The organism is Hymenobacter sp., from assembly GCF_031398885.1.
Taxonomy (GTDB): domain Bacteria; phylum Bacteroidota; class Bacteroidia; order Cytophagales; family Hymenobacteraceae; genus Hymenobacter.
The window spans coordinates 22,060-38,977 of record NZ_JANNOD010000120.1; the positions used below are offsets into that span (position 1 = coordinate 22,060).

19 protein-coding genes are annotated in these 16,918 nt (G+C 60.1%); 16 read left to right on the plus strand and 3 right to left on the minus strand.

The annotated features are described in order from the left end of the window. Window positions 1-27: 27 nt before the first annotated feature. Entirely contained in the window at window positions 28-630 is a 603-nt protein-coding gene (locus RMO51_RS21460) for a Uma2 family endonuclease (RefSeq protein ID WP_310398036.1), read from the minus strand. Between the two features lie 130 nt (window positions 631-760). Here RMO51_RS21460 and RMO51_RS21465 point away from each other — a divergent pair, with 130 nt between their 5' ends. The 11 genes from RMO51_RS21465 to RMO51_RS21515 all read left to right on the plus strand — a co-directional run bounded on the left by RMO51_RS21465 (window position 761) and on the right by RMO51_RS21515 (window position 9,526). After that, on the plus strand, window positions 761-1,153 hold the full coding sequence (locus RMO51_RS21465; RefSeq protein WP_310398037.1) for an NADH-quinone oxidoreductase subunit A: 393 nt from the start codon (window positions 761-763) through the stop codon (window positions 1,151-1,153). A 70-nt stretch (window positions 1,154-1,223) separates the two neighbouring features. Beyond that, window positions 1,224-1,781 (plus strand): NADH-quinone oxidoreductase subunit B, encoded by a 558-nt coding sequence (locus tag RMO51_RS21470; RefSeq protein ID WP_310398038.1) that lies wholly within the window; start codon window positions 1,224-1,226, stop codon window positions 1,779-1,781. 107 nt (window positions 1,782-1,888) lie between these two features. Continuing rightward, window positions 1,889-2,446, plus strand: coding sequence for an NADH-quinone oxidoreductase subunit C (locus RMO51_RS21475; RefSeq protein WP_310398039.1), 558 nt, complete (start codon window positions 1,889-1,891; stop codon window positions 2,444-2,446). Between the two features lie 168 nt (window positions 2,447-2,614). Continuing rightward, window positions 2,615-3,802 carry an NADH-quinone oxidoreductase subunit D gene (locus RMO51_RS21480; RefSeq protein ID WP_310398055.1) on the plus strand — a complete coding sequence of 396 codons (1,188 nt, stop codon included), beginning with the start codon at window positions 2,615-2,617 and terminating at the stop codon, window positions 3,800-3,802. A 21-nt stretch (window positions 3,803-3,823) separates the two neighbouring features. Continuing rightward, window positions 3,824-4,396: an NAD(P)H-dependent oxidoreductase subunit E gene (locus RMO51_RS21485; protein ID WP_310398040.1), complete on the plus strand. Its 573-nt coding sequence runs from the start codon at window positions 3,824-3,826 to the stop codon at window positions 4,394-4,396. A gap of 5 nt (window positions 4,397-4,401) precedes the next feature. Next, entirely contained in the window at window positions 4,402-4,620 is a 219-nt protein-coding gene (locus RMO51_RS21490; RefSeq protein WP_310398041.1) for a hypothetical protein, read from the plus strand. Between the two features lie 12 nt (window positions 4,621-4,632). Beyond that, window positions 4,633-5,973: an NADH-quinone oxidoreductase subunit NuoF gene (gene nuoF / locus RMO51_RS21495; RefSeq protein WP_310398042.1), complete on the plus strand. Its 1,341-nt coding sequence runs from the start codon at window positions 4,633-4,635 to the stop codon at window positions 5,971-5,973. 143 nt (window positions 5,974-6,116) lie between these two features. Then, complete coding sequence (locus RMO51_RS21500) at window positions 6,117-7,133, plus strand: 2Fe-2S iron-sulfur cluster-binding protein (protein ID WP_409025059.1); 1,017 nt, start codon at window positions 6,117-6,119, stop codon at window positions 7,131-7,133. A gap of 129 nt (window positions 7,134-7,262) precedes the next feature. Then, window positions 7,263-8,357 (plus strand): NADH-quinone oxidoreductase subunit NuoH, encoded by a 1,095-nt coding sequence (nuoH, locus tag RMO51_RS21505; protein WP_310398043.1) that lies wholly within the window; start codon window positions 7,263-7,265, stop codon window positions 8,355-8,357. Window positions 8,358-8,362: 5 nt separating this feature from the next. Further along, window positions 8,363-8,947, plus strand: coding sequence for an NADH-quinone oxidoreductase subunit I (locus RMO51_RS21510; protein ID WP_310398044.1), 585 nt, complete (start codon window positions 8,363-8,365; stop codon window positions 8,945-8,947). Window positions 8,948-9,010: 63 nt separating this feature from the next. Then, window positions 9,011-9,526, plus strand: a complete 516-nt coding sequence (locus tag RMO51_RS21515) for an NADH-quinone oxidoreductase subunit J (protein WP_310398045.1) — start codon at window positions 9,011-9,013, stop codon at window positions 9,524-9,526. 605 nt (window positions 9,527-10,131) lie between these two features. On the opposite strand, the gene RMO51_RS21520 is transcribed toward RMO51_RS21515, so the two are convergent. Then, complete coding sequence (locus RMO51_RS21520; RefSeq protein WP_310398046.1) at window positions 10,132-10,320, minus strand: hypothetical protein; 189 nt, start codon at window positions 10,318-10,320, stop codon at window positions 10,132-10,134. Window positions 10,321-10,524: 204 nt separating this feature from the next. Then, window positions 10,525-12,288, minus strand: a complete 1,764-nt coding sequence (aspS, locus tag RMO51_RS21525; protein ID WP_310398047.1) for an aspartate--tRNA ligase — start codon at window positions 12,286-12,288, stop codon at window positions 10,525-10,527. Window positions 12,289-12,718: 430 nt separating this feature from the next. On the opposite strand from aspS, the gene RMO51_RS21530 reads away from it, so the two are divergent. From RMO51_RS21530 to RMO51_RS21550, 5 genes are all read left to right on the plus strand, one after another. Next, window positions 12,719-13,159: a T9SS type A sorting domain-containing protein gene (locus RMO51_RS21530; RefSeq protein ID WP_310398048.1), complete on the plus strand. Its 441-nt coding sequence runs from the start codon at window positions 12,719-12,721 to the stop codon at window positions 13,157-13,159. A gap of 176 nt (window positions 13,160-13,335) precedes the next feature. Then, window positions 13,336-13,884 (plus strand): hypothetical protein, encoded by a 549-nt coding sequence (locus RMO51_RS21535; RefSeq protein ID WP_310398049.1) that lies wholly within the window; start codon window positions 13,336-13,338, stop codon window positions 13,882-13,884. A 254-nt stretch (window positions 13,885-14,138) separates the two neighbouring features. Further along, window positions 14,139-14,585: a nucleoside deaminase gene (locus RMO51_RS21540; protein ID WP_310398050.1), complete on the plus strand. Its 447-nt coding sequence runs from the start codon at window positions 14,139-14,141 to the stop codon at window positions 14,583-14,585. A gap of 120 nt (window positions 14,586-14,705) precedes the next feature. Beyond that, window positions 14,706-15,320 carry a superoxide dismutase gene (locus RMO51_RS21545; RefSeq protein WP_310398051.1) on the plus strand — a complete coding sequence of 205 codons (615 nt, stop codon included), beginning with the start codon at window positions 14,706-14,708 and terminating at the stop codon, window positions 15,318-15,320. Window positions 15,321-15,534: 214 nt separating this feature from the next. Beyond that, a complete protein-coding gene (locus RMO51_RS21550; protein WP_310398052.1) occupies window positions 15,535-16,671 on the plus strand; it encodes an alkene reductase in 1,137 nt (378 codons plus the stop codon). Window positions 16,672-16,918 lie beyond the last annotated feature (247 nt).

Here is a 16,918-nt window from a genome sequence, read left to right on the forward strand (position 1 = left end):
CTTCCGTGAGGGGGCGGGCCTTTTTAGTTACTCTTCTGGGTCCGGGTGAATTGTCATCTGCGTAACGCCTGTGTCTTCGTAGATATCCTGCAAGCGCAGGGCCATGCCCAATTCGGGAATAATTAACTCATCGGTAAACAGCGTCAGCGGCGTGAAGGACCAGACCCCGCTCGCTTCGCGGCGATACCATTCCACCAGGCAAGTAGTTTGCGAAACCAGCAGGTAATGCCGCAAAGAGGCCAACTGCTTGTACTGATTAAATTTCCAGCTCCGGTCGCGATTAGCAGTTGACTTCGACAGGACTTCAATCAACAAGACCGGCGACGCTATCGTGCGCTCGGCCGATAAATCGGCAGGGGCGCAGGTAACCGCTACGTCGGGATAATTGTAGTAGCGACCTTCCTCCACGGCCAATTGCACGCTTTCAACGAACACGCGACAGGGCTTGCCACGCAGTCCGTTCCGCAAAGCCACGGCGCAATTCAATACCAACGTATTGTGCCGGATGGAAGCTCCCGCCATGGCAAACACTTCGCCCTCAAAGAATTCGTGCCGGACGTCGCTCCGTAGTTCGAGGGCCATGTATTCGGCCACGGTGTAGCGCCTGGTGGTGGGTTTTTCCTGCTCCATGATTCCTTGCCTGATGCCCAAAGATACCCGGCAAAGCCGGCCGTCGCCCCCAACATTGTGCCCCAAACCCGTGGGCCCTACCTTTGCCCTTCAGCGCCCGTGGGTGCTGCCATCTATTAATCTGACCGTTATGTTATTAGTCTTGCCGGCTGCCAATTACCAGCCTTCCGATTATCTTCCCATTCTCATTCAATTCGGCCTGGCGCTGGCTTTCGTGGCCTTCGCCATGATTGTTTCCCACCTCGTGGGCCCCAAGCGCACCAGCACGGTGAAGGACGCGTCTTTCGAGTGCGGCATCGAGTCCGTGGGCAACGCCCGCACCCCAATTTCGGTGAAATACTTCCTCACGGCCATTGTGTTCGTGCTGTTCGACGTGGAGGTCATCTTCATGTACCCGTGGGCGGTGAACTTCCGCGCCTTGGGCAACGACGGCTTTATCGCCATGGTGCTGTTCATGTTCTTCCTGTTGGCGGGCTTTCTCTACATCATCAAGAAAGGCATTCTGCGCTGGAATGAGGCCTGATTTAGCCAAACTTTTGCCGCTGGGCCGGTGTTGGTGACTGAGCCGATAGGCCTCCAAATCTGACTTTTATATGGTAGATACCCGCGTTCCGGAAATCAAAACGGTGGAAGCCCCCGAAGGCGTCGAAGGCGCCGGTTTCTTTGCCACTTCGCTGGAGAAGGTGGTGGGCATGGCCCGCGCCAACTCGCTCTGGCCCTTGCCGTTTGCTACCTCCTGCTGCGGCATCGAGTTCATGGCCACCATGGGCTCGCACTACGACATCTCGCGCTTCGGCTCCGAGCGGCCGAGCTTCTCGCCCCGCCAGGCCGACTTGCTGATGGTGATGGGCACCATTGCCAAGAAAATGGCCCCCATCGTGAAGCAGGTGTACGAGCAAATGGCCGAGCCCCGCTGGGTGCTGGCCATGGGCGCCTGCGCCTGCTCGGGCGGCATTTTCGACTCGTACTCGGTGCTGCAAGGCATCGACCGCATTATCCCGGTCGATGTGTACGTGCCCGGCTGCCCGCCCCGCCCCGAGCAAGTCATCGACGGCCTGATGCGCGTGCAGGACCTGGCCCGCAACGAATCCTTCCGCCGCCGCAACGCGCCTGAGTATCAGGCCCTGCTCGAATCTTACAACATCAAATAACTAAGCTGTTAGCCATTAGCTGTTAGCCGTTAGCCCTTTGAAGGCAGCAGTTTGCCAGTTGTGTGAAAAAGCTAACAGCTAATAGCTACCAGCTAACAGCTCAAGAAATGACTCCAGAATCTGCCGCCGCGCCCGAAGTTGCTGTTGCCGAAGACCCGATAGAGGTCCAGAATGCGCGGGTGCTGGCGTTGCTGCACCAGCTGTTTGGCGAGGCCACCTTTACCGACGTGGAGGAGCAATACGGCCTGCTTTCGGTGACCACCACGCGGGAGCGCATCCACGACATTATTGCTGGCTTGCAGCAGGACCAGGAAATCAAGCTGAACTTCCTGACCACGATGTGCGGCATCAACTACCCCGAGAACGAGGGCCAGGAGTTGGGTATGATTTACCACTTGCACAGCTTGACGCAAAATATCCGGCTGCGCCTGAAAATCTTCTTCCCGGTGGCCGACCCGGTGGTGCCAACTTTGACTGACCTCTACGCCGCCGCTAACTGGATGGAGCGCGAGGCCTACGATTTCTACGGCATCGTCTTCACCGGCCACCCCAATCTGATTCGCATCCTCAACGTGGAGGACATGGACTACCACCCCATGCGGAAGCAATACCCGCTGGAAGACGGCACCCGCGAAGACAAAACCGACCTGTTTTTCGGCCGGTAAGCAGCATCAACTAGTAGCTAATCTGACAGATAAATCCCCCCAAGTCGTCAGGCTCCCCCTCTCCGCCGGAGTGGGGGCCGGGGGGTGAGGCAAATGGCAGTAAACGACACGCTGGAAGGCACCCACAAAATCCACGAGGAAGCCGCGGCGCAGCGCCACGGCCAGCTCATGCCCCTGCTCAACGACTTCAGCCAGGAGCTGACGACGCTGAACCTGGGCCCCACGCACCCGGCCACGCACGGCATTTTCCAGAACATCCTGCAGATGGACGGCGAGCGGATTGTGTCCGGCGTGCCCACCATCGGCTACATCCACCGCGCGTTCGAGAAGATTGCCGAGCGCCGGCCGTTCTACCAAATCACGACGCTCACTGACCGGATGAACTACTGTTCGTCGCCCATCAACAACCTGGGCTGGCACATGACGGTGGAGAAGCTGCTCGGCGTGACCGTGCCCAAGCGGGCGCAGTACATTCGCGTGATTATGATGGAGTTGGCGCGCATTGCCGACCACCTTATCTGCAACTCCATTCTGGGCGTGGACACGGGCGCGTTCACCGGCTTCCTGTACGTGTTTCAGGAGCGGGAGAAGATTTACGAAATCTACGAGGAGGTGTGCGGCGCCCGCCTCACCACCAACATGGGCCGCGTAGGCGGCATGGAGCGCGACATGAGTCCGGTGGCCCTCGATAAGCTGCGGGCTTGGCTGAAAAGCTTCCCCGTGGTGATGAAGGAGTTCGAATCGATGTTCAACCGCAACCGCATTTTCATGGACCGCGTGGTGAACGTAGGCCCGATTTCGGCAGAGAAAGCGTTGAACTACGGCTTCACCGGCCCCAACCTGCGGGCCGCGGGCGTCGACTACGACGTGCGCGCCATGAACCCGTACTCGAGCTACGAGGACTTCGAGTTCGACATTCCGGTGGGCACCAACGGCGACACCTACGACCGGTTCATCGTGCGCAACGAGGAAATCTGGCAGAGCCTGCGCATCATCAACCAGGCCCTTAACAACCTGCCCGAAGGCCCCTACCACGCCGACGCTCCGCACTACTACCTGCCCACCAAGCCGGAAGTGTACAAGAACATGGAGGCGCTGATTTACCACTTCAAAATTGTGATGGGCGAGATTGACGCCCCCGTGGGCGAGGTGTACCACTCGGTGGAAGGCGGCAACGGCGAGCTGGGTTTCTACCTCGTGTCGGACGGTGGGCGCACGCCCTACCGCCTGCACTTCCGCCGGCCGTGCTTCATCTATTACCAGGCCTACCCCGAAATGGCTGTGGGCACCACGCTCTCCGACGCCATTGTTATTCTCTCGTCCATGAACGTCATCGCTGGCGAGCTGGACGCCTAGTTTTTGTTGAAACCGATTGATATGGAGCCGACGACCTCGCCCACGAAACTGCAATTCTCGCCCGCCGGCCAGGCGGAAATCAAGCGCCTGCTCACGCATTACCCGGACGACCGGAGCAAATCGGCCCTACTGCCGATTCTGCACATTGCGCAGGCCGAGTTCGGCGGCTGGGTGAGCCCCGAGGTGCAGGACTTAGTGGCCGAAACGCTGAACATCAAGCCGATTGAAGTGTACGAAGTGGCCTCGTTCTACACCATGTACAACCTGAAGCCGGTGGGCAAGCACGTGCTGGAAATCTGCCGCACGGGCCCCTGCATGCTGCGCGGCTCCGACGAATTGACTGAGCACCTGGAGCGCATCACCGGCGCCAAAGTGGGCGAGACCTCGCCTGATGGCGTGTTCACCTTGAAAGAAGTGGAGTGCTTGGCCGCCTGCGGTTTTGCCCCCATCGTGCAGGTGCGCGAGAAGTATTACGAGGAGCTGCACACGCCGGAAGCGGTAGATGCCATGCTCAACGAGTTGCGCAGCCTGGTGCACCGCCCCATTTTGTCGTGGGAAGAAAACAGCTTGGCTAATTCAGTCCAGAAAAACTAAGGATTATGGCTGACTGGAACGATGAACTGTCAATCACGCTAGCTGAAGTATTGCGTGAAGTTGACCGGACCAATGAGCTAGTTAAAACCATTACTCAAGAAAACCGCCGCAACACAGAGACTCTTATTGTGGCTTTTCGGGAACACAGCGCTTATGTGCGCCAGCACTTGAGCCAACACGAAGCCCGCATTACGCGGTTAGAAAATAATCAACCCAACGCTTAACAAACAGCTGGAATGGGACGCAAGCTATTAACCGAACACATCAATGTCGAAGGCATCAACACCTTCGAAGTGTACCGCAAGCACGGCGGCTACCGCTCCGTGGAAAAGGCGCTCAAGACGATGACGCCCGACGAAGTGACGGAGGAAGTAAAGAAGTCGGGCCTGCGCGGACGCGGCGGCGCGGGCTTCCCGGCCGGCATGAAGTGGGGCTTCCTAGCCAAGCCGGAGGGCGTGCCGCGCTATCTCGTTTGCAACGCGGACGAGTCGGAGCCCGGCACCTTCAAGGACCGGCAGCTGATGTCGAAACTGCCCCACCTGCTCATCGAGGGCATGATTACGGGCAGCTACGCCCTGGGCGCGCGCACCAGCTACATCTACATCCGCGGCGAGTTGTTGTACGTGCTGCGCATTCTGGAAAAGGCCATTGCGGAGGCTTACGCGGCCGGTTTCCTGGGCGAGAACATCCTCGGCTCGGGCTACTCGCTCGATTTGCACGTGCACCCTGGCGCCGGCGCCTACATCTGCGGCGAGGAAACCGCGCTGCTGGAGTCGTTGGAAGGCAAGCGTGGCAACCCGCGCAACAAGCCGCCATTCCCCGCTGTGCAGGGCTTGTACGCCCGCCCCACAGTGGTAAACAACGTAGAGACCATCGCGGCCGTGCCAATTATTGTGAACGAAGGCGGCGACGAGTACGCCAAAATCGGCATCGGTAAAAGCACGGGCACCAAGCTGATTTCGGCTTGCGGCCACGTCAACAAGCCGGGCATCTACGAAATCGAGTTGGGCGTGCCAGTCGAAGAATTCATCTACTCTGATGAGTACTGCGGCGGTATCTGGAAAGGCCGCGACCTGAAAGCCGTGGTAGCCGGCGGTTCATCGGTACCGATTCTGCCCAAGGAATTGATTCTGAAAACCGCTGCCGGCGAATCCCGCCTGATGACCTACGAGTCGCTGAGCGACGGCGGCTTCATCACGGGCACCATGCTGGGCTCGGGCGGCTTCATTGCGATGGATGAGACAACGTGCATCGTGAAGAACACCTGGAACTACAGCCGCTTCTACCACCACGAGTCGTGCGGGCAGTGTTCGCCCTGCCGCGAAGGCACCGGCTGGCTGGAGAAAGTGCTGCACCGCCTCGAACACGGCCACGGCTCGATGCACGACATCGACCTGATTGTGAGCGTGGCCAAGCAGATTGAAGGCAACACCATCTGCCCGCTCGGCGAAGCGGCGGCGTGGCCGGTAGCTGCGGCAGTGCGCCACTTCCGCCACGAGTTCGAGTGGCACGTGACCAACCCCAAAGAAGCTACCGCGCCCGGCGCTGCCTACCGCGGCGCGGCGGTGCTGGCTTAACCAAGGACAGCCACGAGAAAAAGAACGCCATGCAGAGCGCAGCGAAGCATCTTTACCGCTTAGTTGCGTCGATTGAACTAGTAACGCAGTAAAGATGCTTCGCTGCGCTCTGCATGACCCAAGATTTATAATTCTGCAAACCAATGGCTAAAATAACGTTCGACGGCATTGAGGTGGAAGTTCCCGATGGAACGACCATTCTGAACGCGGCCCGCCAGATTGGGGGCGGCATCGTGCCGCCCGCCATGTGCTACTACACCCCGCTGAAAGGTACGGGCGGCAAGTGCCGCGCCTGCCTGGTGCGCGTGGCGGCCGGCTCGGCCAAAGACCCGCGCCCGATGCCCAAGCTGGTGGCTTCGTGCATCACGACGGTGCAGGACGGCATGGTGGTTGAAAACACGACCTCGCAGCAGGTGATGGACGTGCGCAAGGGCATCGTGGAAATGCTGCTCATCAACCACCCGCTCGACTGCCCGGTGTGCGACCAGGCCGGCGAGTGCAGCTTGCAGGATTTCGCCTTCGAGCACGGCGTGAGCACCACCCGCTTCGAGGAAGAGCGCCGCACGTTCGAGAAAATCGACATCGGCCCGCTCATCCAGTTGCATATGACGCGCTGCATTCTGTGCTACCGCTGCGTGTACGTAGCCGACCAATTGACCCCCGACCGGGTACACGGCGTGCTGGGCCGCGGCGACGCCTCGGAAATCGGCACCTACATTGAGAACATCATCGACAACGAGTTCAGCGGCAACGTCATCGACGTGTGCCCGGTGGGTGCGCTGACTGATAAAACTTTCCGCTTCAAGCAGCGCGTGTGGTTCACCAAGCCGGTGAACGCCCACCGCGACTGCGAAAATGAGAAGTGCCATGGCCGCGTCACACTCTGGTACAAAGGCAAGGACGTGCTGCGCGTAACGGGCCGCAAGGATGCCTACGGCGAGGTAAAAGAGTGGATTTGCAATACCTGCCGCTTCGACAAAAAAGAGACGGCTGATTGGACCCTGGAAGGCCCCGCGCACATCAACCGCGCCTCGGTGATTGCCCAAAACCACTACGAGCTGCCGGTGCTGAATCAGCAAGTAATTGCCGATTTGCCGGAGAGCACGACGCGCGAATTGGAGCAAAACCCGCCGCTCCGTTTGGGTGGCTTGAACGGATAAGCGAACAGAAAAAAGCACGTCATGCTGAGCTTGCCGAAGCATCTCGCGTGAGGTAGTAAACCAATTGATTGAATTAGTTGTGCGAGCAAGATGCTTCGGCAAGCTCAGCATGACCAACGGTTATAACACATGGATTTTCCACCCCTGGCCTGGCAAGGCGTCGTCGTTTTAGTTGTTTTTGGCGTTTCGCTGCTGATTGCCACCTACTCCACTTATGCCGAGCGCGTTATTGCCGCGTTTCTGCAGGACCGGGTGGGCCCGGACCGCGCCGGTCCCTTCGGCCTGCTGCAGCCGCTGGCCGATGCCGTGAAGCTTTTTACTAAGGAGGAATTTTTTCCCGCTGGCGCTAACCGGGCGCTGTTCGTATTTGGCCCTTGCCTGGCCATGACCACGGCGCTGATGTCGTCGGCCGTCATTCCGTTCGGCAACGTGCTGCAGTTTGGCGAAACTGCTATCCACTTGCAGGGCATTGAAATCAATGTCGGGATGCTGTACGTGTTCGGCATGGTGTCGCTGGGCGTGTACGGCATCATGATTGGCGGCTGGGCTTCGAACAACAAGTTCTCGCTGCTGGGCGCCATCCGCGCGGCCTCGCAAAACATCAGCTACGAAATTGCCATGGGCCTGTCCCTGATTGCGGTGCTGATGATTTCGGAGACGCTGTCGCTGCGGGAAATCACCTTTCAGCAGGCTTCCGAGGCGCCGTTTGTGTGGCAGGACATCTTCAACTGGAACGTGATGAAGCAGCCGCTGGGCTTCGTTATTTTCATCGTGTGCGCTTTCGCCGAGACTAACCGTACGCCCTTCGACCTGCCCGAATGCGAAACCGAGCTGATTGGCGGCTATCACACCGAATACAGCTCCATGAAAATGGGCTTGTACCTGTTTGCGGAGTACATCAACGTGTTCGTGGCCTCGGCCGTGATGAGCGTGCTGTATTTCGGCGGCTTCAACTTTCCCTTTCAGTACGACTTGCGCAACTGGCTGGTGTCGGCGCAAGGGTTGGAATTGGTGACGGCGCAGAACATCATCACCATTCTCGGTTTGGTGGGCTTGTTTGGTAAAATCTTCGGCTTCATCTTCTTCTTCATGTGGGTGCGCTGGACCTTGCCGCGCTTCCGCTACGACCAACTGATGCGCCTGGGCTGGACGGTTCTCATCCCGCTGGCCATTTTCAACATCATGCTGACGGGCGGCCTGATTACGTTCGGCGTGATTAAATAACGACCATGGAATCCCTAAGCAAACGCGCCAAAGTCCTCGAAAAGAAGTCCATGACCCTGGCCGAGCGGGCTTACCTGCCGGCTATATTCCAGGGCTTGAGTATCACGATGCAGCACTTTTTTCGGGCCGCAACCAAGAAGCAAATCACCATTCGCTACCCGGAGGAGACGCGGCCGTTCTCGCCCGTGTTCCGCGGCCTGCACGTGCTGAAGCGCGACGAGGCCGGCCGGGAGCGGTGCACCGCCTGCGGCCTGTGCGCCGTGGCCTGCCCCGCCGAAGCCATTACCATGGTGGCCGGCGAGCGCAAGAAGGGCGAAGAAAACCTCTACCGCGAGGAGAAGTACGCCGTCAGCTACGAAATCAACATGCTGCGCTGCATCTTCTGCGGCCTCTGCGAAGAAGCCTGCCCGAAAGCCGCCGTGTACCTGCAAGCCGACAAAATGGCCCCGCCCCGCTTTGAGCGCGACGAGTTCATCTACGGCAAGGACCGGCTGGTGGAGCCCGTGACGCCGGACAACCGCTCGAAGCGCGGCATCCAGCTCACGCCCGAGCAGGCCGACAAGCTGCGAGCCCGGGTTCCATCCGCATAGCAACAGCTTTTCGCGCGTTGCTGCTTGAAGTACACAAGCAAAAACACCAGTTACCAAATTGCCATGCTCAACATCTCACCTTTTTACTTCTTGGCTTTCCTAACACTTTTCTTGGCAGTGGTGGTAGTGACGGCAAAGAATCCCATTTACAGCATTCTGTGTCTGATTGGCGTTTTTGGCTGCTTAACGATTCATTACGTATTGCTGAACGCGCAATTCCTGGCGGCAGTCAACCTGATTGTTTATGCCGGAGCCATCATGGTGCTGTTCCTGTTCGTAATCATGTTCCTGAACCTGAACAAGGAAACCGAGCCGCACAAGCCGGCACTGGCCAAGCTCGCGGCTGTTATCGCGGGTGGCTCGCTTTTTCTGATACTGGTAGCCGCCATGCGCAACGTGAATTTGGCGGGCTACGACCCCGCTAGTTTTGACTCCCAGATTGGGATGGTAGACCGGCTGGGACTGGTGCTGTTTCAGCAGTACGCGCTGCCGTTCGAGTTGGCTTCGGTGCTGCTGCTGGCGGCTATGGTGGGCTCGGTGATGCTGGGCAAGCGCGAGACGGGCGAGCGCAACTTCTAGCCGTTTATTCACTGCCGAACAAAAGGAGCCGCTTCTGATGGGAGCGGCTCCTTTTGTTTGGTTAGGGTTTGCCAAATTGAGCGGCACAATCAAGTTCCATTCAGCGACTGAAGTACCCAAGTGGTGGAATGATTCAAAGCAGTTCGGTAACCGTTGCTTCGGGTCGGGCCCTTCTGGAGCGCTGCTGCCAGCGGACAGTAGCTGCCGCGCAGGCCGTACCACCAGATGTAGCCGTAGCAGAGCACCAGCAAGGCAGGAGCAGGGCTCTAGCTTGCCCGCACACCTGCTCATCGTTCAGAAAACACTGGTCTGCGTGAAATCGATGACCAATGAAGCAAGCCCAACTTGCGGACCTCAGGCTGTGACCGAAATTTGCCACCCGCTAGTTAACACGATTGAGAGCGGCCGCAAGACGGCAAAAACGCCTGACCGATGCACCTAGAGCGAGCGTGAAGGAGGTGGCCGGGAAGTGAGCCGCTCGGTATTTGCACAATAAAAAGCGCCGCACCTATAATGATGCGGCGCTACCATTCAATAGCATACAGAAATAGTATTCGGCGGTAGCAATTGAATAAGCGGCCCGGCTGATTTCGGCCGGACCATAGCTAATTATAATGGGTAGTAATGCACGGCGTGCTCGCCTGCACAATGGGAGTTGAGCGAACGAGGATGGAGCGGAAGGTGGGCACCCGCACCGTGGGCACCGGCAAAACTGCTAGATGAACGCGCAGGAGCGAGCCGTAGAGCGCAACCCAGAACAGAAATACCGAAGCGAACAGATAGGGCTTGGACACGGCCGCAGGCATTGAAGTGGTTGGATGAGTGAACTTACTCTTTAAGGTCCCCCGTGGATTTCGGTCTTCGTCCAATTCCTGTCGCCGCCCGTTCAACCACCTGTTTTTCACCCCCAACGCCGGCCGAATCTCGGCCAAATCGAACCCAAAAAAGCGGCGACTGATGCATCAGTCGCCGCTGCTGTTTCTATTATTTCAAAAAATCTACTTCCCCACTACCGCCGTGGCTATGCTCAGCTCCTTGAGCTGCGCGCCGGAAATAGGCGAGGGCGAGTCTATCATCACGTCGCGGCCGGAGTTGTTTTTGGGGAAGGCGATGAAGTCGCGGATGGAATCGGCGCCGCCGAATAAGGAGCAGAGGCGGTCGAAGCCGAAAGCAATGCCGCCGTGGGGCGGGGCGCCGTACTCGAAGGCGTCGAGCAGGAAGCCGAACTGGGCCTGAGCTTCTTCGGGCGAGAAGCCGAGTATTTCGAACATGCGGGCCTGCACGGCACGGTCGTGGATGCGGATGGACCCGCCGCCCACTTCCACGCCGTTTATCACGAGGTCGTAGGCGTTGGCGCGGACCTGGCCGATGGTAGCGGGCGAGTCGAGCAGGGCCAGGTCCTCGGGCTTGGGCGAGGTGAAGGGGTGGTGCATGGCGAAGTAGCGGTTTTCCTCCTCGCTGAATTCGAGCAGCGGGAAGTCGACTACCCACAGCGGCGAAAATGAGTCCTTGTTGCGCAGGCCGAGGCGCTGGCCCATTTCGAGGCGCAGCTCGCTCAGGGCTTTGCGAGTCTTGGCCTCGGGGCCGGCCAGCAGCAGCAGCAAGTCGCCTTCATTGGCGTCGAGGGCGGTTTTCCAGCGCTGCAATTCTTCCTGCAAGTAGAACTTGTCAACCGACGACTTCACCACGCCGTCGGCCTCCACGCGGGCGTAGATGAGGCCGGTGGCCCCGATTTGGGGGCGCTTCACGAAGTCGGTTAGCTCGTCGAGCTGCTTGCGGGTATAGGCGGCGCAGGTGGCGGCGTTGATGCCGAGCACGACCTCCGCGCCGTCGAACACGGGGAAGCCCTGGCCCCGCACGGTGGCGGTGAGGTCTACAAACTTCATCTCGAAGCGCGTGTCGGGCTTGTCGTTGCCGTAGTCGCGCAGGGCGTCGGCGTAGGTCATGCGGGGCACCGCGGGAAAGTCGAGGCCCTTGATTTCCTTAAACAGGTAGCGGGTCAGGCCCTCGAACGTATCGAGAATGTCTTCCTGGGTCACGAAGGCCATTTCGCAGTCAATCTGCGTGAATTCGGGCTGGCGGTCGGCGCGCAGGTCTTCGTCACGGAAGCACTTCACAATCTGAAAGTAGCGGTCGAAGCCCGACACCATGAGCAACTGCTTGAACGTCTGGGGCGACTGCGGCAGGGCGTAAAACTCGCCGGGGTTCATGCGCGAGGGCACCACGAAGTCGCGCGCGCCTTCGGGCGTAGACTTGATGAGCACGGGCGTTTCCACTTCGATGAAGTCCTGACCATCCAAATAGCGGCGCACGGCCTGGGCCATGCGGTGGCGCAGCATGAGGTTGTTGCGCACGGGGGTGCGGCGCAGGTCGAGGTAGCGGTAGCGCATCCGCAGGTCGTCGCCGCCGTCGGTGTCGTCTTCGATGAGGAAGGGCGGCAGCTTGGCGGGGTTGAGAATTTCCAGCGCCGTGGGGCGGATTTCGATGCTGCCGGTGGGCATTTTGTCGTTTTTGGAATAGCGCTCGGCTACTTTGCCAGTCACCGAAAGCACAAATTCGCGGCCGAGGTGGCGGGCGGTTTCGCGCACGTTTTCGGCTTCCACGCCTTCTTCGAGGGCAATTTGGGTGAGGCCGTAGCGGTCGCGCAGGTCAATCCAGAGGATGGCGCCTTTGTCGCGGGTGCGCTGCACCCAGCCGCAGAGCGTGACGGTTTGGCCAATGTGGTCGGGGCGAAGTTCGCCGCAGGTGTGGGTACGGAGCATGGACCGCAGATTTAACGGATTCGGACGGATTACAACGGATTGTTGTGGCTCCGCTTTTTTGTGCGAAGGTAGCCAACGGGGCGGCAGAGGCGGGCCACCGGGGCGGGCCTGGAAAAATTTGGGGGGCCGTAGGGAGGCCCGCGGGCACCCACAGAAAAATGTGGGGACCCGTAGGACGTTCTACAGGCACCTACAGAAAAATATGAAGGTCCAACCGAAGGCTTTTGGGCACCTGAAGAAAAATGTGGGGGTCTGCATGGAGGCTTTCGGGCACCTGCAGAAATCTTGGAGTGGCCTTTCGAGCCGTTCTAAGGTATGGAGCTGACATCCTAGTCAACCTCCGGCGCCATCCCCGGCCCCATTTCTGGTACGGGATGTGCAAAGGCGGGCAGCGGCGTTCCTTTGTCTTCTCAAACCCCTACACGTACCCATGAAACTCCTCCCCTCTGTCGCGCTGGCGGCCGCCATCCTGTTTGCCGGCGCCGCCCAGGCCCAAACCACCGTCAAAACCAAGAGCAAGTCGGACCAGTCCGGCACCGTCGTCAAATCGAAAGGTTCGGCCGGGGCCGTGACGCTCGACGGGCCCATCAAGCGCATCGAGACGCTCTCGGGCATCGACGTGTTTCCCAAGCCCAACTCCACTAGTATCCTGCTCAGCTTCACCCAGCAGTTCACCAAGCCCGGCACGCTGGTCATGACCGACTACAAGAACAAGGTCATTTACCAAACCGAATTGGACCCGGTGAACAATACCGGCGCCCCCGTGGACCTGGGCAAGATTCCGGCCGGCACCTACCTGGTCGAAGCCAAAACCGGCAACTACGTGTACTGGAAGAAGGTGCGCATCAAGTACCCCGCCGTGCGGCGCTAGCTGAATCAGTTGCCATTAGAAAGCACGTCATGCCCATCTGGCGTCCGCGCAGCCGAAGCATCTCGCTCGGAGCAGTAATTATAATCGTTGCAACGGTTGAGTTACTACTACACGCGAGATGCCTCGGCTGCGCTCGGCATGGCGTTCTTTTGTCCCGTGCTACATTCCCGTGAACTATGAAAATCCTCTCGTTTCTGCTGCTGCTCAGTTTTCCCGCCCTGGCCCAAAAGGCCCCCAAGCTGACCAGCGCCAAGCTCGGGTCGGGCCTGACGGTGGGCGTACCGGCGGGATTCGCGCCGCTGCCCGACGACGGCATTGCGGTGAAGTACCCCTCGCCGCGCCGCCCGCTGGCCGTGTACTCCAACCCCAGCGGGCGCGTGGACTACAGCGTGGCCGTGCGCCCCACCACGTTCGAGAGCATGGACTACGCGGTGCTGCTCAAGATTTACAAGTCCAGCATCCAGCGGCTCTACACCAAGGTTGACTTTTTGAAGGAAGACATTCGCACCGTGAACGGACGCGATTTTATGTATTTTGAGTTTGTCTCGACCGTGTCGGACTCGCGGCACACCAACCAGCTGGCGCCCATCAAGCGCTACCAGGTCGTGCAATACGCCATTCAGGGCCAACAGCTCTACGTGTTCACCTTCGTGGCGCCGTCCGAAGAGCAGGCCCAGTGGCAGCCCACGGCCCAGGCCGTGATGGGCGCAATTGTGATGAAGTAGGCAACTTTGCCGGCAGGGGTCGTGCGGGCGGTCACCTCACCCCCCGGCCCCCGGCCCCCTCTCCCGCGGAGAGGGGGAGCCTGATGAAAGAGTTAAAGATTGAGAGTTAAAAGTTGAAGTGACCCGCCTGCCTTTCAACTCTTAATTCTTAACTTTTGACCGACGCCTGGCTCCCCCTCTCCGCGGGAGAGGGGGCCGGGGGGTGAGGTGACCGCTCGAACAACCCACCCGCTTACCGTTGGCCGACTACTCCAATGACCCCCGACCACGCCCGCGACGACTATTTCATGCGCCAGGCGCTGGCCGAAGCCCGGAAAGCGCTGACCGCCGAGGAAATCCCGATTGGCGCCGTGGTGGTGTTCGAAAACCACGTCATCGGCCGGGGCCACAACCAAACCGAGCAACTGCGCGACGTGACGGCCCACGCCGAAATGCTGGCCCTGACCGCCGCCGCCAACCACCTCGGCAACAAATACCTGGCCGACTGCACGCTTTACGTTACCGTAGAGCCCTGCGTGATGTGCGCCGGGGCCAGTTATTGGGCTCAGCTGCGGGCTGTGGTGTTCGGAGCCGACGAGCCCAAGGTTGGGTTTCGGCGGCACGGGCCGCTGCTGCACCCGCGCACCCGGCTGCGCGGCGGCGTGCGGGCCGAGGAATGCGCGGCGCTGCTGCACGAATTTTTCGCCTTAAAGCGGCAATAAGAAGCGGAAATAATTTACTTTTGGGGAAGCGTGGGCCGGTGGCACAACCGGGCACCGTGCGGCCGGTTGTACCGTTGCCCACGCGCCACACCCTTCACCAACCCCAACCCCTTTTCAACTATGGCATTCGAACTTCCCAAACTGCCCTACGCCTACGACGCGCTGGAACCCACGCTTGACGCGCAAACGATGGAAATTCACCATTCCAAGCACCACCAAGCCTACGTCACCAACCTGAACGCGGCCGTGGCCGGCACCGAAATGGAAACCCAGTCCATGGAGGAAATCCTGCACAACATTGCCAAGGCCCCGGTGGCCGTGCGCAACAACGGCGGCGGCCACTACAACCACTCGCTGTTCTGGACCATCCTGGCGCCCACCGGCGGCGGGCAGCCCACCGGCGCCATCGGCGAGGCCATCACGCAGGCCTTCGGCAACTACGACAAGTTCAAGGAGGAATTCACCAAGGCCGCCACCACGCGCTTCGGCTCGGGCTGGGCCTGGCTGTGCAAGCAGCCCGACGGCGCCGTGCAAATCTGCTCCACCCCCAACCAGGACAATCCGCTGATGCCCGAGTCGGGCTGCTCCGGCATCCCAGTACTGGGCCTCGACGTGTGGGAGCACGCCTACTACCTCAAGTACCAGAACCGCCGGCCCGACTACGTGGCCGCTTTCTTCAACCTCATCAACTGGGACGAAGTGAACCGTCGCTTCGCCGAAGCCACGCCCATGTAGGGCTGATTCTTGCGAACTTCCGGCCCGCGAAAACCCGCCGATAAAACCCGCTCCACGTCTTGGAGCGGGTTTTTCTGCTTTTACAAAAGTGTGAAATTGTATTTCACGCAACCGTAACCGGAGCCGCTGAAACAATTCGTGTACGTACCTGCTTTATAGCCGCGTTTCACTAATCACTGGCTGCGACTCACGCACCGCAGCAGCCATTTTTGCCATGTCGAACAAAGCATTTGAGCCGGCCCGCCTGGGCCCGCTCACCCTGGCCAACCACCTTGTGATGGCCCCCATGACCCGCAGCCGCGCCCTGGGCAACGTGCCCAACGAGCTGATGGCCGAGTACTACCGCCAGCGCGCCACCGCCGGCCTCATTATTACCGAAGGCACTTCGCCGGCCGCCAACGGCCTGGGCTACGCCCGCATTCCGGGCTTGTTCAACCAGGAGCAGGCCACCAACTGGCAGCGCGTGACGGAAACCGTGCACCACCACGGCGGCCACATTTTCGTGCAGCTCATGCACGCCGGCCGCGTGTTTCACCCCCTCAACCTGCCCGAAGGCGCCGAGGGCGTGGCCCCGTCGGCCATCGCCGCCGCCGGCGGCCAGATGTGGACCGACCAGGCCCAGATGCAGGCCCAGCCCGCCCCCCGCGCCATCCGCGCCGAGGAGGTGGCCCAGGTGCGCGACGAGTTCGTGCACAGCGCCAAGCTGGCCATCGAGGCTGGTTTCGACGGCGTGGAGCTGCACGGCGCCAACGGCTACCTGCTGGAGCAGTTCCTGAACCCCGCCTCCAACCAGCGCACCGACGCGTACGGCGGCAGCGTGCAGAACCGCGCCCGCTTCGTGCTGGAAACCACCAAAGCCGTAGCCGAGGCCATCGGACCCGAGCGCACCGGCATCCGCCTCTCGCCCTGGGGTCAGTTCAACGACACGCCAAACTACCCCGAAATCGACGAAACCTACGCTTACTTGGCGGAGGAGCTGCAGAAAATCGGCATCGTGTACCTGCACCTCGTGGACCACGAAACCATGGGCGCCCCGGCCGTGCCGCCCGCCACGGTAACCACCATCCGCGAGAAGTTCACCAACACGCTCATCCTCAGCGGCGGCTACACCACGCTGGCGCAAATTGACGAGGCCCTGGCCAGCGGCCGCGCCGACCTGGTGGCCATTGGCCGGCCCTTCATCGCGAACCCCGACCTGGTGGAACGCCTCAAAGCCGGCACCCCGTTGGCCGAAGCCGACCAGGCTACGTTCTACGCGCCCGGCCCCAACGGCTTTGCCGACGGCTACACCGACTACCCCACGGCCAACGGCCAGCCCGCCGGCACGTTCTCGCCGAGCTACGAGGCGTAGGAGGGAGTTAAAAGTTGAGAGTTAAAAGTTAAAATTCAGACAATTTAAATTTTGACTTTTAAAGTTGCTTGGGAAGTCGATAGCACGTCCTGCTGAGCTTGCCGAAGCCTCTCGCGGGCATCGTTCAGGCGGGGGCCTCACCCCCGGCCCCGGTTCGCTTAAAACGCGAAGCCAAAAGAGAGGGGAGCCTGGCGCCAGAGTCGGACCGGTGCCCCCTCTCTTTTGGAGAGGGGGTCAGGGGGTGAGG

Excerpts from the sequence above, each read along its gene's own strand:
- nuoF (WP_310398042.1), top strand. The coding sequence starts at position 4,633 with ATGGGACGCAAGCTATTAACCGAACACATCAATGTCGAAGGCATCAAC.
- RMO51_RS21480 (WP_310398055.1), top strand. The coding sequence starts at position 2,615 with ATGCCCCTGCTCAACGACTTCAGCCAGGAGCTGACGACGCTGAACCTG.
- RMO51_RS21535 (WP_310398049.1), top strand. The coding sequence starts at position 13,336 with ATGAAAATCCTCTCGTTTCTGCTGCTGCTCAGTTTTCCCGCCCTGGCC.
- RMO51_RS21550 (WP_310398052.1), top strand. The coding sequence starts at position 15,535 with ATGTCGAACAAAGCATTTGAGCCGGCCCGCCTGGGCCCGCTCACCCTG.
- RMO51_RS21485 (WP_310398040.1), top strand. The coding sequence starts at position 3,824 with ATGGAGCCGACGACCTCGCCCACGAAACTGCAATTCTCGCCCGCCGGC.
- RMO51_RS21530 (WP_310398048.1), top strand. The coding sequence starts at position 12,719 with ATGAAACTCCTCCCCTCTGTCGCGCTGGCGGCCGCCATCCTGTTTGCC.
- RMO51_RS21500 (WP_409025059.1), top strand. The coding sequence starts at position 6,117 with ATGGCTAAAATAACGTTCGACGGCATTGAGGTGGAAGTTCCCGATGGA.
- RMO51_RS21515 (WP_310398045.1), top strand. The coding sequence starts at position 9,011 with ATGCTCAACATCTCACCTTTTTACTTCTTGGCTTTCCTAACACTTTTC.
- RMO51_RS21465 (WP_310398037.1), top strand. The coding sequence starts at position 761 with ATGTTATTAGTCTTGCCGGCTGCCAATTACCAGCCTTCCGATTATCTT.
- RMO51_RS21490 (WP_310398041.1), top strand. The coding sequence starts at position 4,402 with ATGGCTGACTGGAACGATGAACTGTCAATCACGCTAGCTGAAGTATTG.
- RMO51_RS21460 (WP_310398036.1), bottom strand. The coding sequence starts at position 630 with ATGGAGCAGGAAAAACCCACCACCAGGCGCTACACCGTGGCCGAATAC.
- RMO51_RS21545 (WP_310398051.1), top strand. The coding sequence starts at position 14,706 with ATGGCATTCGAACTTCCCAAACTGCCCTACGCCTACGACGCGCTGGAA.
- RMO51_RS21475 (WP_310398039.1), top strand. The coding sequence starts at position 1,889 with ATGACTCCAGAATCTGCCGCCGCGCCCGAAGTTGCTGTTGCCGAAGAC.
- aspS (WP_310398047.1), bottom strand. The coding sequence starts at position 12,288 with ATGCTCCGTACCCACACCTGCGGCGAACTTCGCCCCGACCACATTGGC.
- RMO51_RS21510 (WP_310398044.1), top strand. The coding sequence starts at position 8,363 with ATGGAATCCCTAAGCAAACGCGCCAAAGTCCTCGAAAAGAAGTCCATG.
- RMO51_RS21540 (WP_310398050.1), top strand. The coding sequence starts at position 14,139 with ATGACCCCCGACCACGCCCGCGACGACTATTTCATGCGCCAGGCGCTG.
- nuoH (WP_310398043.1), top strand. The coding sequence starts at position 7,263 with ATGGATTTTCCACCCCTGGCCTGGCAAGGCGTCGTCGTTTTAGTTGTT.
- RMO51_RS21470 (WP_310398038.1), top strand. The coding sequence starts at position 1,224 with ATGGTAGATACCCGCGTTCCGGAAATCAAAACGGTGGAAGCCCCCGAA.